Source organism: Aminobacter sp. AP02 (genome assembly GCF_003148805.1).
Taxonomy (GTDB): Bacteria; Pseudomonadota; Alphaproteobacteria; order Rhizobiales; family Rhizobiaceae; genus Aminobacter.
Map to the genome: position 1 here is coordinate 139,692 of NZ_QGGX01000014.1, position 14,547 is coordinate 154,238.

Here is a 14,547-nt window from a genome sequence, read left to right on the forward strand (position 1 = left end):
CGCGCCGGCCGCAGGTGCATTCGAAGTGATGTCCTCAGCTCCGGCGGAGGACGAAACGTTGAAGAGCTCTTTCAGAATCTCCAGTTTTCCCTGAAGTATCGATCTGTGTATCACTGCCGGTTCCCCTCTTTGCACTGCGACCGCATGACCGTTCGTACAAAAGACGGGGACAACGCTCGCAAGTCGCCTCTTTTTGTTTTATGTGGCGTCCGTCGGCGCAAGGCAGGCTCGATTAAGCAAACCTTGCGCCGCTCAAACATTTTCAATCTTGCCTGCGCGATGCGCAATGCGCGCTGTCGCAGGCAAGGGTCCCTGATGGAGCGCGGATTGCACCGTCACCGAGCCCGGCGCGCCAACCAGGCCAAGCATCTCGCCTTCGTCGTCGTGAAGGTCGATAACCGGCAGGAGACGCCAAGCAATTGCCTGCGCATGGAGCTCGATCTCAGGTTCTCGAACAGAGATCTGCGCACCAGATACGTCCCCGATTCAGGTCCTACCTCTGGATGACCTGCCCTTCGCCGCGCTTCTCGTCCGAGAGCTGGAGGCGCCAGCCATCGGGATCGCGCAGGAGCGCGTTCTTGCGGCCGGTCGTCGGGGAGGCATGCACGTCTTTCTGGAAGGCGATGCCGGCATCCTTGAGTTCCTTGTGCGTCGCATCGATGTCGCGCACCTTGAACGATATGTGATTGATGCCGGGATTCTCCTCGTAAAGCAGCTGGTGAATCTCGAAGATCGGCTGGTCGTCGCCGGGCAGCTGCAACTCGGCCGAGCCGCCGTGGTGCTCGGTCCACTTCAGGAGCTTGAAACCCAGCTTCTGATAGAATTCGACATACTCCTTGACGTCTCGAACGATGATCTCAATGTGGTCGATGCCGATAATCATGATTGCCCCTTGCTGTTGATTGTCGCTGAACCGATGCGTCAGACGACGCGCACTTCGAGGTCGCCCACGCCGTCCACATGCAGACGCATGGTCTGGCCGCGCTCGACGGCGCCGACGCCCGACGGCGTACCGGAAAAGATCAGGTCCCCCGGCGCCAGAATGAACAACCCGGACAGGTAGGCGATGATTTCCGGCGTCTTCCAGATCAATTGGTTTAGGTCGCCGGTCTGGCGGCGTTCGCCGTCCACATCGAGCCAGATCTCGCCCCTCGTCGGATGACCGATCTTGGCGGCCGGCACGATGTTGCCGCAAGGAGCCGACGATTCGAATGCCTTGCCGACCTCCCATGGTCGGCGCAGATCCTTTGCCTCCCCCTGCAGGTCACGGCGCGTCATATCCAGTCCGACGGCATAGCCAAACACGTGGTCGAGCGCCTCGGCCTGCGGAATGTTGGATCCGCCCTTGCCAAGCGCAATCACCAATTCGGCCTCGAAATGTACATCGCTCGACTTGGACGGATAAGGAAAATCTGCGCCCGCCAGGATGATATTGTCCGGGTTCTTCTGGAAAAAGAAGGGAGGCTCCTTGGACGGGTCGTGTCCCATTTCAACGGCGTGTGCCGCATAGTTGCGACCGACGCAGTAGATGCGACGGACCGGAAAAAGCTTGGCACTGCCTTCTACGGGAATGGTCATCAGTGTCGGCGGAGGTACCGCGAATTTGGCTTCGGAGTTTGGCTGCAGGCTTGTCTGTTCGTTCATGTGCGGGTCTCACAGGGTGTTGAAAACCAATCTTGCCCAATTTATTAATTATGGCAAGTGGTTTACTTCACGATTTCGATACCGATGTGAGAGGTTGTCGGCCCATGCCTCCTGCAGCAGCGTAAAACTGCGGTATGGAGCCGGAAACACACAACCCAGGGAGGTTGCATGACGCTACCAGAAGGTTTTCAATCCAAATCGGCTGACATATTGGTTCGGGACGAAGCGCGGGCGGCCTTCACCCAGCTGCAGGCGTTTCTGGCCCAGTTGGAACCCGAGGAGGAAGGACGGCTACCCGCCGAGCGCGAGCTTTGCGAAATCCTTGGCGTCTCGCGCGGAGCCTTGCGCAAGGCGCTGGCCATCGCAGAGTCGGAGGGGCGGATCTGGCGGCACGTCGGCAAGGGGACGTTCCTCGGCAGGCGACCGGCCGAAAATCCGGCCGACATCACCAACGTCGCCAACTATGCCAGCCCGGCCGAAGTGCTGCGGGCACGACGTCTGATCGAGCCGATGCTGGCGGCAGAAGCAGCGATGAACGCGTCGGCGTCTGATCTGGCGGAACTGCAGCTCTGCGCGAAACGGGGGCGCGAGGCCGATACCTGGCGGCGGTATGAGAATTGGGACAACCGCTTTCACAGCGTTATCGCCAACGCCACCCAGAACAAGGTTCTGGTGATGACGTTCGACAATCTGAACAATGTGCGGCGCACGGTCGCCTGGGGCCGGCGCCGCGAAGGCTCGCCCGGTCCATCCCCGGACCACCACAGCTTCAAGGAACACGACGCCATCGTCCGGGCGATGCTGGACCGAGACAGCACCGCCGCGGAACGCGCCATGCGCGAGCACATTGAAACCGTCTGGCGAAACATGATGGAAGGATCGCGGCAAGCGTAGCTGAATTGCTCCGCTACCAGTCCTGCCGTCTGCCCAAGACGGCACTGCGCTGTTTGCATGCTGTGCATCAAAGGCAGCTAACGTACACTCGACACCCAAAACCCGACAGTCTGCGCTCGGCCCCCACGCAGCCAAGCAACAACGCGCTCAATGTCGGTCCGCGGATCGAAAAGGCCCTACAGGTTCGGAGAGCCGTGTGCTGCGAGCGTGGCAAGCTCTTGCCCTCTTGCGGTTTCATCAGGCATGCCCCAGATAATAGATGCCGGCGAGGATGAAGAGGCCGATGAAGATCGTCTCGGCAACGATCAGGGCGACCGCATCGCCGCCAACGTCGAGCACGCGGCGAAGCGAGGTCTTCATACCGACGGCGACGATGCCGGCGAGCAGCGCCCAGCGCGACGCCTCCATGCCGGCCTTCGACACGGCTTCGGGAACGAGGCCGAATGAATTGGCAGCGGCGAGGATGAGGAAGGCGATGACGAAGCCGGGCAGCAGCGGTGGGCGCTTGCCCGTCTCACCGGCCGGCTGTGCCACATTGCGCGTGGTGATCGAGAAGATCAGCACGACGGGCGCGAGCATGGTCACCCGAATCAGCTTAACCAACGTTGCCGTCTCGCCGGCTTCGGGCGACACGGAAAAGCCAGCGCCGACGACCTGCGCGACGTCATGGATGGTGCCGCCGAAAAAAATGCCTGTGGCCCTGGCATCGAGCCCCATCATCTGGGCGATGATCGGGTAGGCGATCATGGCGAGCGTCGACAGCACCGTCACCGACAACACGGTGAAGATCAGGTTGCGTTCGGCGAACTCGTTCTTCGGCAACACGGCGGCGATTGCCATGGCAGCGGAAGCGCCACAGATGGCGACCGAGCCGCTGGTGAGCAGCGCCAACCGCCAGCCGCGGCCGAGCAGCTTTGCCGCGATCAGGCCAAAGACGATGGTTGCAGCGATGGCTGCGACCAGCAAAAGGATGGTGCCGGCGCCAAGCCCGATGAGCAGGTCAACGCTGATCCGCATGCCAAGCAGGGCCACGCCGATGCGCAGCACCTTCTTGGCGCAAAAGTCGATGCCGGCGACGCAACGTCCTTCTTCAGACAGGAAGTGGAAGGCAATGCCGAGCAGCAGCGCCATCAGCATCGCCGGCGCGCCGTAGTGGTCGGACAGGAACTGGGCTGCGATCGCAACCGTGCCCGTAACCGCCAGACCCGGCCAATAGGTGGAAATTAGGCTTGGTAGGTACCAGTGGCTCGCAGCGGTGATGTTCATATTTTCAATCTCGGACATGGGGCTGCAGGCGAGCAGGCGATTGTAGTTTCCAGGGCCGTGCGAACGTAACCAGCCGTAACCGGCGATTGTCACAGGCATCCGATTCAGGTTGGCGTCGCAGTTGCCGAACAATGCGGGTCCAGGAAGCGTTATGACCGGTCTCTGACAGCTTCATAGCTTTCGAAATGGGTGGAGATGTCCTTGCCGGTCGCCAGCCAGACATCGTCATGGGCGCGCACATGGCTCAGGAACTCATGCAGGATCTTGAAGCGCATCGGGCGGCCCGAAACCTGCGGATGCAGCACTGTCGTCGTCACGCCGCCCCATTCATGGGTCTGGTCGAACTCGTCCTTCCAGATGCCCAATACGGCCTCGCGACCGAACAGGGCGCGCGAGGCGGTGCGGTGGGTGATGCCGTAGAGCCAGTCGTCGTAGCTGAAGTTGACCGGGATCTCGACCATGCCGGGCTTGCCCTTGACCACATGGCGATATGGCAGGATGTCGTCGCGCCATGAACTGGAGTAGCGCAGCCCGCGCTGTTGCATGAGATCGAGAAAATCATTGTAGCCTTCGCCACCCGGCGCGCGATACCCCACGGGCGTGATGCCAAGCCGCCGCTGCATCGCCTCCAGGCCGCGGTCGATCTCCTCGGCCATCAAGTCGAGATTGCCGGGCTCGGGGCGGTAATGCATGTAGCCGTGATGGCCGATCTCATGGCCGCCCTTGAGGATCGCCTCGCAGAGCCCGGGGTAGGCATCCACCGTCCAGCCCGTGACGAAGAAGGTTGCCGGCACCTCGTGGCGGGCCAGGAGTTCCAGGATCTTCGGAAGGCCGACGCGGGCTTCATAGCCACCATAGGACAGCGTCACCAGGCGCTCCTCGTTCTTGGCGTCCATCCCCAGCCATACGGATTCCGCGTCCACGTCGAAGGACGTGAAAAGCGCAGATTTCTTGCCCTCAGGCCAGGTGAAATTCTCGGTGAGCGGCGCCTTGTTGACCGGCTCGGGATTCGTGAACTGTGACATTTGCATTTCCTTTCATGTGTGGATTATGTCCCTGCGCGCCGCATCCGGAGCGCTGGGCAAAGGCAGAGGACGAGGAATGGCTTGGACCAATCCGGAAGTGGACATCCGCTATCTCCGCGTCTTCGTCGCCATCGTGCAGGCGGGCGGTTTCACGCGGGCGCAGCTCGCCCTTGGCCTGAGCCAGTCGACGATCTCGAACCAGATCGGCAGCCTCGAAGAGAGCCTTGGCTTCAAGCTTTGCGAACGCGGCCGCAGCGGCTTTCGCCTGACGCTCAAGGGCGAGGTTGTCTATCAGTCGGCAGTCGAGCTGTTCGGCATCCTCGACGATTTCCGCGAAGGCATGTCGGGGCTGAAGAAGGTCATGCTCGGCCGGCTCCGCATCGGGCTGCTGCATGGCGCCAGGCTCGGCGACCTGCCCGAACTGCTCGAGGCCATCTCGGTCTACAATGCGATCGCACCCGACGTTGCGCTCGAGTTCACTCGCCATCGCCAGGAGGAGCTGGAGCATGCCCTCCTTAAGGGCAATCTCGACCTTGCCGTGGGCGCCTTCCCGCCGGAGGAAGACTTCTACCGCCAGCCGATTGGCGTGGAGATCCACCGCCTTGCGGCTTCGGCCCGTCACCCGTTGCATGACGTCGCCGAACTGCAGCATGCCGACATGGGCAGGCATAGATTTGTCTCCTCCGGTCATCTGGCCTCTATGGAGCGCAGCATCCTGCCGGACCTGCACGCGGCGGCCACCACCGCCGAACTCGAGGAAAAGCTGGCGCTTCTGGGCAGCACGCAACTGGTGGGCTATCTGCCGGCCGGCATGCTCGAGGACGGCCGGCTGACTGAAATCAAGGCGCTGCCATCCAACGCCTTCGATCTCATTTTTCCGCTGGCGCTGTTCCGGCGAAGGACGCGGGGCAACCGCATCATCCGGGCGTTCGTCGATGCTGTCGCCGGCAAGGCGGCCTGATCGTCAGGCCGCCTTCACCTCGAGCGTCTGGTCGCCTTCGGTGTAGTGCATGGCGTCGAGATACCGCAGGAATTCGTCCACGTGGTCCCCGACCATGCGCCCGATCAGCGACCCATATTCGCGCCCGATCTCCGAACGCAGCTCGGCAGCGTCGTAGCCGATCTCGACGACACCCCAGTCGGGCCGCAGCGCGAGATAGCCGGGATAGAGCGAGCAGACCGGCGTTTCGAGATGGGTGATCGCGCGTGCCCCGGGCAGGTCGAATGTGCTGCAGCGACCCGACCAGTTGCTGTGGCTCTTGAGCGTGACCGAAAGAGGCAGGGCGGCCCGCAGCGCAGCCACCGCCTTGGGGGCCTCGTCGTCGATGAGCTCGGCCATCACGCTCTTGTCGCCGATGGAGATCTTGATCATGCGAGTGCCTCCAGGGAGATGGTGATCGGGATCGAACCCTTGCTGTCGGTCTCGGCAAACGCCTCCAGTAGCGCATCGACGTTTTCGTCGAGATGACCGATCAGCGAGCCAAAGCCGGCGACTGTACGATGATGGATCGGCTGGTCGCCCAGCCGGGCGCGGCCATAGGCCACCGAGAACATGCCGCGCTCGGGCCGGAATGTGATCTGGCCCCGGCTCACCTGCGATACGGGGTTTTCGACCCGATCGCATTTGCGCGCCAGCGGGTCGATCTTGATGTAGACCTGCTGGCCGCTCCAGCGGGCGTGGCGGATCGGGTCGTTCATTGGCAGGTTGGAGCACAGCACCTCGACATTGCGCGGCGCCAGATCGTCATAGAGGACGCCCGATCCCTTGATGTCGCCGATCTTGAAATAGACTCTGCGGGCCATGTTCACGCTCCTCCGAAGGTGAAATCGGCAGCGGCGGCGCCCTGGGCGCCGGCTGCGCGGATAGTGGCCGCCATGACCTTGTTGAAGCCGCGGATCATGGCGACCGGCGTGACATAGGCCGGGCCGGTCTCGTTGCGAAACTCGCCATAGCCGTAGGCCAAGGTGAGCTCGACGCTGGCGTTGTAGCTCTCGGGCGACTTGGCCCAGACCATGGGATCGTAGGTTGCGTTGCGCCCGTCGACCGGGCGCAGGCAGATGGTGCCGGGGTACAGCGAAATGACTGGCTGTTCGAGCTTGTCGACCTCAAGCAGCGCGCCCCGGAAAAGGCTGCCGGTCAGCGTGGGGCCGCACCAGGTGGACTGCTGCATCGGCAGGCTCAGGCTTCCCAATGCCCGCAATGCGGCGCAGGTCTGGGGAGCCCACTTGGAGAGGAGGTCCAATTCAAGGACCTCCCCCGCAATCGTGAGAGTGTTCATTGTCAAACTTTCTGAAGTGCTTTGGGAGGCTCAGTCGGTGCCGGCGTCGATGGTAATTTCGGCCAGCTTCTGGTCTTCTAGACCGTATTTTTTGATCAGGGCATCGTATTCGCCGGCCTTCACCATCTCATCGAGAGCCGCCTTAACCGCATCGCGCAGCGGGGAGTTGGCATGGGTGAAGGCGAAGCCGTAGAGCTGCGAATAGAAGCGCTCGCCAATGCCCCCGAACTTGTTTTCGGGGTCCTTTGCCCAATAGGAGATCTTCTCGGCGCCGATGGCTCCCGCCACCAGGCGGCCCTGCCGAATCTGCAGTTGGGTGTCGGGCAGACCCTTGGTGCCGACGATTTCGACCTGCTGGTCGGCCGGGCAGTTTGCCTGGCTCCAGTCGCCGATCAGCCGGTAGTAGGTGGTGTGTTCGGGCGCTCCGACGGCCTTGCCGCAGATCTGCTTGCCTTCCTTGTAGATCTGGGTGTTCTCGCGCGTCGTGTAGAAGATCGGCCCGGTGCTGACATAATCGACGAAGGTCAGCTTGCGATGGCGCGCCGGCGTGTCGTTGAAATGTGAGCCGATCATGTCGATGCGGCCTGAGTCCAGGGCCGGGCTCATCGAGGGCACGTCCATTATCTCGTACTTGACTTCGAGACCGAGGTGCCTGGCGATGCTCTCCACCATCTCGACATTGAAGCCCACCAGCTTGCCGGTGGCGATGTCCTGGAACTCCATCGGCGGCGAGTTGGTCTCCATGCCAACGCGGATATAGCCTTGGGACTTGAAGGGCTCGGGCGCTTCAGTTGCCGAAGCCCTTCCCATCAGTGCAAGCGCGGTCGCCCCGGCAAGCACAAGCTTGAAGATATCGTGTTTCATGTGTTCCCTTTTTTCATTGCAGAACTGAAGAAATGAAGGACTTGGTGCGGCTGTTCCTGGGGGAGGTCAGCAACTCCTCCGGCGTGCCGCTCTCGACGATCCGGCCCTGGTCCATGAAGGCCACTCGGTCGGCTACCTCGCGGGCAAAGCCTAGCTCATGGGTGACGACGATCATCGTCATGCCGATCTCGGCGAGGTTCTTCATGACCGCCAGCACCTCACTGACCAGTTCGGGATCGAGCGCGGAGGTCGGCTCGTCGAAGAGCATCAGCCTCGGCTTCATGGCGAGCGCCCTTGCGATCGCCACGCGCTGCTGCTGGCCGCCCGAAAGCTCGGAGGGATAGGAATCCTGCTTGTTCGCCAAGCCGACGTTCTCGAGCAGTTGGCGCGCCTGCTTGATGGCCTCGGCCCGGCGGATGCCGCGCACATGGATGGGGGCCTCGATGATGTTTTCCAGCGCGGTCAGGTGGGGGAACAGATTGAAGCGCTGGAACACCATGCCGATGTGGGAACGCTGCGCGGTGATGTTCCGGGGGCTGAGTTCATAGAGCTTGCCGCTTCGCTCCGACCAGCCCTGAATCAAGCCGTCGACGCGAATTATGCCGCTCTGTGCTTCCTCGAGCTGGTTGATGCAGCGCAGCAGCGTGCTCTTCCCGGAACCTGAGGGGCCGATCAGGCAGACGATCTCGCCCTCCTTCACGGTGAAATCGACATCATGGAGGACCTGCACGGAGCCAAAGGACTTGGTCAGGCCGCGGATTTCTACCTTGTTGCTCATGTCCGCCTCCTAGCGCCGCTCGAAACCGCGACCGATGCGCCGCTCGAGGAAACTCTGGCCGATGGTGAGAAGGCTGACGATGAACAGGTACCAGACTGTTGCCACGATCAGCAGTTCGATGACGTAGTTATTGACGTAGTAGATGCGCTGCGCGGCATTGAGGATTTCGGTGTACTGGATGGCGCTTGCGAGCGAGGTGGCCTTCACCATGCCGATGAACTCGTTGCCGACCGGGGGCACGATGGCCCGCATGGCCTGGGGCAGGATGATGCGGCGCATGCTAAGCCCGCCACCCATGCCCAGCGCTGCGGCGGCTTCTCCCTGGCCCTTGTCGACTGAGATGATGCCGGCGCGGAACACCTCGGCGGTGTAGGCGCTCTGGCAGATGCCGAGACCAAGCAGCGTCGCCACGAAGGGCGTCATCACCTGGATGGTCGGCATCGAGAAGAGATAGGGAATAGTGATGGTCGGAAAGACCAGGGCGATGTTGTACCAGAGGAAAAGCTGGAGCAGTTGCGGGCTTCCGCGAAACAGCCACATGTAGCCGACGGCGAAACTGCTGCAGACCGGGTTCGGCGACATCCGCATCAGCGCGATCACCAGGCCCAGCACCAGGCCCAGCAACATGGCCAGCGGCGCCATGATTATGGTTTTCAGTAATCCGACCAGTATTGATTCAGCTGTCAGGAATTCGCCTACGATCCCCCAGTCGATCATTCCATTTTTAAAGGCGCGGACTATCAGTAGAAGGATGACTACGATCGCCAATCCGGACACGTAACGTCCGTAATATTTTCGGCGAATTCGCTCGGTCCTGCCCATTTCTAAACAAGACATATTCCCCATGGTCATGATTTTTGATTTTCCTGTCGAAGGCATTCGTTGTCCTGCGTGGTATCTCAAGGATTCAGTCAGATGGCACCCAAATAAAGAGCCGAGTCGAAATGCTTACATTTCGAAATCCGAAGGAACCTGTGATGAGACGTCTGGATTTCCGCAAGGACAGGGTCCATTGCGGAAAACTGCGCCAGCGAGGCCACCGGCGTACAAGCCGGCTACACGGGCATGCAAAAAGCCGTTGGACTTGGCGAACAGCTGACGCGTCTCCAATAGGGCGCGATGCCACCATCACCCATGCTGGTTCGAACGTCCGCGTCGGTTAAATACCAGCGCCTCATTTTCGACCGTGATTACTTTGCAGCTAAACGGCAGGTGTCTGCCGAATACGCCCCTCCCGGCCCCGGTTCTGCCGTCCGTGGGAAACCGGACGAATGGCAAGTTTCGGGCGGCGACGGAAGCACCCCGAACGGCGACAATGAGGTCGTTTGCTGCCAAAGGTCACCAGTCGCCACGCAGTGTCGGATTCGGGGTGGGAACGTGTCCGGCCGCTTTCCGTGGACGAGTGATACAAACTGACGTTCGGTCAGCCGAAGCGACCGACAGCTTTGCGCCCCATGCTGGCCGTTCACGCGTGCTCCGTCGTGTCTTTACTCGGGCGGGAGACAAGGAATTGCTTGCCAAATGTCGCAAGTGAGATGTCGTCGCGGCATCTTGTGATTTCTCCATACCCAAATAACCAAGCTCGTCCAGAGCCACAGGCGGATCGCATCCGAGGAAAAGTTGCGTAGCTCAAGATTTGAAATCCTAGATTGATATTGCCAAACGGCCTCCCTGGGACCATTCTCGAAAACAGGCCTTCATCAGAGAGCCCATAAGTTCGCCTGGCCCGTAGATAGCTGCCCGGCGTTCCCGCATTTGGAAATGCTCTAAAGCCGCCCGTTGGCGCTTCGACCTTACCAAGCCATACGCAAGCACACCGATACGTATCTGTTCTCACTCACAGGATTTCATCCCATGATGAAGGTTGCGTTCGCGTTCACTGCTCTAACTGCGTTCACATTCTGGGGAAGCTCTGGCCAGGCCCAAGAGGTCAATGGTGAATTGGGATCGCCCAGCGCTACAACGACCATCCCTGGCAACCAACTCCCTGCGCCTACTCCGCCGTTCGGCGGGGTGATCAAGGAAACCCTTGAGGGATCTAAGACCTGGTGGGCGCCGCGGATCACGCCGCCCAAGGGTGCGCCCAACGTGCTGCTGATCATGACGGACGACCAGGGCTATGGCGTCAGCGGAACCTTCGGAGGCGTCATTCCAACGCCAACCCTGGATTCTCTGGCGGCCACCGGGTTGCGCTATACGCAGTTCAACTCCACTGCCCTCTGTTCCCCGTCCCGCGCAGCGCTGATAACTGGACGCAACCACCACTCGGGCGGCTTCGGCGTGATTACGGAGCTGTCGACGGGTTTTCCAGGCTATGATTCGATCATCGGTCCTGAAGACGCGACGATCGGTCGGATCCTGAAGGACAATGGCTACGCCACATCCTGGTTCGGCAAGAATCACAACACGCCGGACTTCCAGTACACGGTGGCCGGTCCATTTGACCAATGGCCGTCCGGCATGGGCTTCGATTATTTCTACGGCTTTATGGGTGGCGAGACCGACCAGTGGACGCCTTACCTGTTCGAGAACAACAGGCAAATCTTTCCGTGGGTCGGCAAGGAAGGGAAATACAACCTCACCACCGAGATGGCCGACAAAGCCATCGACTATCTGCAAGGCATGAAAGCGGCCGCGCCGGGTTCACCCTGGTTCCTGTACTACGCGCCCGGCGGCACGCATTCACCGCATAATCCGACACAGCCTTGGATCGACAAGTTCAAGGGCAAGTTCGACATGGGCTGGAATGCCATGCGCGAGCAGATCTTCGCGAACCAGAAGAAGCTGGGCGTCATTCCGGCAAACACCGAGTTGACCGCCTGGCCCGACGACCTGCCGAAATGGGATAGCCTGTCGGCAGACCAGAAGAAGCTTTACGCGCGCCAGGCCGAGGTGTTCGCCGCGTATGCCGCCTACACCGACGACGAGATCGGCCGGGTTATCAAACAAGTCGCTGACAACGGCGAGTTGGACAACACCCTGATCATTTACATCGTGGGTGACAATGGCACGAGCCCCGAGGGCACCCTGTCCGGAACCCCCAATCAGTGGACCTCCTACAACGGCATCCTCGACATCCCCGTCGAAGAGCAGCTCAAGTACTACGATGTGTGGGGATCGGAGAAGACATACCCGCACATGGCAGTCGCCTGGTCCTGGGCATTCGACACGCCGTTCAAGTTTACCAAGCAGATCGCCTCGCACTTCGGCGGGACGCGGCAAGGCATGGTCATGTCATGGCCCAACGGCATCAAGGACGCCGGTGGGGTTCGCAATCAGTTCCACCATTTCATCGACATCGTGCCAACGATCCTCGAGGCGACGGGCGTCAAGGCGCCCGAGATGGTCGATGGCGTCAAACAGAAAGCGACTGAAGGCGTAAGCATGGCTTATACCTTCGACAAAGCGAACGCCGATGCGCCTTCAACCCGCAAAACCCAGTATTTCGAAATGATTGCCAATCGGGGAATTTATCACGAAGGCTGGTACGCCAACACAACCCCGCCGCATGGGCCGTGGGTTCTGAATGCGCCCTTGCCTTCTCCAACAGACTACAAGTGGGAACTGTACGATCTGAGCAAGGACTTCTCGCAAGCGAACGATCTCGCCGCGGCAATGCCCGACAAGCTCAAGGAAATGCGGGCGCTATGGGACGCAGAGGCGGTAAAATACAATGTCCTCCCGCTGGACAACAGGTCGTTTGCGCGCGCGGTCGCGCCGCGTCCGAGCGCGACGGCCGGCCGAACCGAGTTCACCTACACTGGGGTTAACTCGGGTATCGCGCTGGCGAACGCACCGAGCATCATAGGCAAGTCCTACACGATCACAGCCGACATCGACGTGCCGGAGGCCGGCGACGGCGTGATCGCTACGATTGGCGGGCGTTGGGGTGGTTGGGGCTTGTACCTGCTGAAGGGCAAGCCGGTGTTCAACTACAACATGCTGACGCTAGCCCAGTATCAATGGGTAGGACAGGACGCACTCACTCGTGGAAAGCATACGATCGTGTTCGACTATACCTACGCGGGCCCTGGCCTCGCCAAAGGAGGCTCCGGTGAGTTGAAGGTTGATGGAAAAGTCGTCGCCCAAGGCAAGCAGGAGAACTCGATCTCCTTCCTGCAGGTGTCAGACGAGACCTTCGATATTGGGGACGACACCCGGACGGAAATAAACGGCAAGGACTATCAACTGCCGTTCCCGTTCACCGGCACGATCGACAAGCTGACGGTCAATCTCGGGCCGTCGCAGTTGTGACACTTAAGCGAGTGGGCTTCCCGCGAATGGGAGGCCCACCCTCAGCCGCTCCCCCTCATGACGACGGTCAACGTCGAACAGAAGGACTACCCCCCTATGATGCTAAACCAAGTTGCAACTCTGTTTGCCTTTGCAGGAGGTCTTGCCATCGCGACCACAGGTGCGATGGCGCAAGACGCCGCCAAGAAGCCCCACGTGCCGCTGGAAAAGACTATCGGCCAGGTCAAGCCGACAGGTCCGATACCGTCTCTTGCCGTCATTAATTCGGCAGGCGCTACACTTGATGGGGCCAAGTTGGTGTTAACGGGCGTTTCGAAGAACTCCATCGTCTTCGCCGATCGGCCGGTACGCGCTGCCGGTCACGTCACTACCGAGCAGTTCATCATGCAATGGGACGAAGGCAAGGATAACTTTGCCATCGACCCGCCGAACGCGACTGTCTCGGTACTGGGCGGCGACGGCAGTGATGTGAGCGATGCGGTGGTGACGCTGAAATCTCCCAAGCTGGAAGGCACCACGCTCACCTTTGACGTTGCCGTACTTGAGGGAAGCCTGGCGGGTGCCAGCGGACCAGCGGCGCTGTTCATCGACGCCTTCGCCATTCGTGGGCCGGGCGGCGGCGGCTTCGCCCATGTCGGTGGATATGGCTATCGTGGCGGCGCCTACTGGCATGCTCCCGTCTACCACGGAGCCTGGTATGGCGGCGCAGGTGTCGCGGCTGGAGTGGCCGCCGGAGCTGCAATTGGCGCTGCCGCAGCGGCTCCTTATTATCCGCCACCCTGCGGCTATTACCCAGCTCCTCCGTGCTATTAAGCCGGATCAGAGTCCGTGCCATACACCAGGAAGGCCCTTCTCTCGGTAATGGGGGCGCTCGAGGCGGCGACCGGAGTGGTGCTGATGGCGGTGCCGGCATTGCTGGTCGAACTACTGCTCGGCGTACCACCAGGTACCACCGCAGGCCTGATCGCCAGTCGCATCGCTAGCGCGGCGCTGCTCGCGCTTGGCGTTGCCTGCTGGCTGGCGCGGCATGACGCAGATTGCCCTGCCGCGAGAGGACTGGTCGCCGGCATGCTCATCTACAACGTCGTCGTCGCCGCGATCCTCTTCCTAGCCTGGACACACTTCGGTCTTTCAGGCGTAGCACTTTGGCCAGCAGTTCTGGCCCATGTGGGGCTGGCTGGCTGGTGCATCCATAGCCAATGGAAAGGAATTTGACGTTGCGAGCGGCTATCGCAGCTTCGTTAGCCGCGCTAGCAACGGAGCTATTAGCGACCGGCGCCGCCGGACGGGTCGCAAAGGAGCGGTGCCGTGAGGGTTATGGGTCGGTTGCCGAATGACCGTCTCAGCGAAATGCGGGCCGGCAGATCTCGGCCCACTCACGCCGATATTCGGTCGCTGCACGGAATGGCAGGTTATGGACAGCGACAGTGAGAAGCGGAACGACCGAGATGATGAAGGGTTTCGGGTGCCGGCAGGCGTACGAAAGCCTCCCATGCAGGAACCCGCGAGCCACAGGCGACGGCTTATGGAGATTTCGGATTTC

At 60.9% G+C, this 14,547-nt stretch carries 16 protein-coding genes; 6 read left to right on the plus strand and 10 right to left on the minus strand.

Annotated elements, in window-relative coordinates; genetic code table 11:
- The first annotated feature begins 144 nt into the window (after window positions 1–144).
- Complete coding sequence (locus C8K44_RS27330) at window positions 145–507, plus strand: hypothetical protein (RefSeq protein ID WP_146203964.1); 363 nt, start codon at window positions 145–147, stop codon at window positions 505–507.
- Here the strand turns inward: C8K44_RS27330 and C8K44_RS18630 are convergent.
- Window positions 494–883, minus strand: a complete 390-nt coding sequence (locus tag C8K44_RS18630; RefSeq protein WP_109577272.1) for a VOC family protein — start codon at window positions 881–883, stop codon at window positions 494–496. The genes C8K44_RS27330 and C8K44_RS18630 overlap by 14 nt on opposite strands.
- A 38-nt stretch (window positions 884–921) precedes the next feature.
- Window positions 922–1,578, minus strand: coding sequence for a fumarylacetoacetate hydrolase family protein (locus tag C8K44_RS18635; protein ID WP_199227140.1), 657 nt, complete (start codon window positions 1,576–1,578; stop codon window positions 922–924).
- A gap of 234 nt (window positions 1,579–1,812) precedes the next feature.
- Here C8K44_RS18635 and C8K44_RS18640 point away from each other — a divergent pair, with 234 nt between their 5' ends.
- Window positions 1,813–2,538 carry an FCD domain-containing protein gene (locus tag C8K44_RS18640; protein ID WP_109577274.1) on the plus strand — a complete coding sequence of 242 codons (726 nt, stop codon included), beginning with the start codon at window positions 1,813–1,815 and terminating at the stop codon, window positions 2,536–2,538.
- A 237-nt stretch (window positions 2,539–2,775) separates the two neighbouring features.
- On the opposite strand, the gene C8K44_RS18645 is transcribed toward C8K44_RS18640, so the two are convergent.
- Together C8K44_RS18645 and C8K44_RS18650 are read right to left on the minus strand one after the other, a co-directional pair.
- Window positions 2,776–3,822 (minus strand): YeiH family protein, encoded by a 1,047-nt coding sequence (locus C8K44_RS18645; protein WP_245417534.1) that lies wholly within the window; start codon window positions 3,820–3,822, stop codon window positions 2,776–2,778.
- Between the two features lie 131 nt (window positions 3,823–3,953).
- Window positions 3,954–4,829 carry a polysaccharide deacetylase gene (locus C8K44_RS18650; protein ID WP_109577275.1) on the minus strand — a complete coding sequence of 292 codons (876 nt, stop codon included), beginning with the start codon at window positions 4,827–4,829 and terminating at the stop codon, window positions 3,954–3,956.
- Between the two features lie 76 nt (window positions 4,830–4,905).
- Here C8K44_RS18650 and C8K44_RS18655 point away from each other — a divergent pair, with 76 nt between their 5' ends.
- A complete protein-coding gene (locus C8K44_RS18655; protein WP_158282759.1) occupies window positions 4,906–5,790 on the plus strand; it encodes a LysR family transcriptional regulator in 885 nt (294 codons plus the stop codon).
- Window positions 5,791–5,793: 3 nt separating this feature from the next.
- On the opposite strand, the gene C8K44_RS27545 is transcribed toward C8K44_RS18655, so the two are convergent.
- The 6 genes from C8K44_RS27545 to C8K44_RS18685 are packed head-to-tail and all read right to left on the minus strand — an operon-like array spanning window position 5,794 to window position 9,602.
- Window positions 5,794–6,201 carry a DUF3830 family protein gene (locus C8K44_RS27545; protein ID WP_158282760.1) on the minus strand — a complete coding sequence of 136 codons (408 nt, stop codon included), beginning with the start codon at window positions 6,199–6,201 and terminating at the stop codon, window positions 5,794–5,796.
- A complete protein-coding gene (locus C8K44_RS18665) occupies window positions 6,198–6,632 on the minus strand; it encodes a DUF3830 family protein (RefSeq protein WP_109577278.1) in 435 nt (144 codons plus the stop codon). Before C8K44_RS18665 ends, C8K44_RS27545 begins: the two co-directional genes overlap by 4 nt.
- Window positions 6,633–6,634: 2 nt before the next feature.
- On the minus strand, window positions 6,635–7,108 hold the full coding sequence (locus C8K44_RS18670) for a hypothetical protein (protein WP_146203965.1): 474 nt from the start codon (window positions 7,106–7,108) through the stop codon (window positions 6,635–6,637).
- A gap of 30 nt (window positions 7,109–7,138) precedes the next feature.
- Window positions 7,139–7,972 (minus strand): transporter substrate-binding domain-containing protein, encoded by an 834-nt coding sequence (locus tag C8K44_RS18675; RefSeq protein ID WP_109577280.1) that lies wholly within the window; start codon window positions 7,970–7,972, stop codon window positions 7,139–7,141.
- 13 nt (window positions 7,973–7,985) lie between these two features.
- Window positions 7,986–8,750 (minus strand): amino acid ABC transporter ATP-binding protein, encoded by a 765-nt coding sequence (locus C8K44_RS18680; protein ID WP_109577281.1) that lies wholly within the window; start codon window positions 8,748–8,750, stop codon window positions 7,986–7,988.
- Window positions 8,751–8,759: 9 nt separating this feature from the next.
- The gene (locus tag C8K44_RS18685) at window positions 8,760–9,602 is read right to left on the minus strand and encodes an amino acid ABC transporter permease (protein WP_109577282.1); all 843 of its coding nucleotides are present in this window, start codon (window positions 9,600–9,602) and stop codon (window positions 8,760–8,762) included.
- A 1,005-nt stretch (window positions 9,603–10,607) separates the two neighbouring features.
- Here C8K44_RS18685 and C8K44_RS18690 point away from each other — a divergent pair.
- The 3 genes from C8K44_RS18690 (at window position 10,608) to C8K44_RS18700 (ending at window position 14,219) form a co-directional block, all read left to right on the plus strand.
- Window positions 10,608–13,004, plus strand: a complete 2,397-nt coding sequence (locus C8K44_RS18690) for an arylsulfatase (RefSeq protein ID WP_109577297.1) — start codon at window positions 10,608–10,610, stop codon at window positions 13,002–13,004.
- 96 nt (window positions 13,005–13,100) lie between these two features.
- Window positions 13,101–13,817 carry a hypothetical protein gene (locus C8K44_RS18695; RefSeq protein WP_109577298.1) on the plus strand — a complete coding sequence of 239 codons (717 nt, stop codon included), beginning with the start codon at window positions 13,101–13,103 and terminating at the stop codon, window positions 13,815–13,817.
- Between the two features lie 15 nt (window positions 13,818–13,832).
- A complete protein-coding gene (locus C8K44_RS18700; protein ID WP_245417535.1) occupies window positions 13,833–14,219 on the plus strand; it encodes a hypothetical protein in 387 nt (128 codons plus the stop codon).
- The last annotated feature ends 328 nt before the right edge of the window (window positions 14,220–14,547 follow it).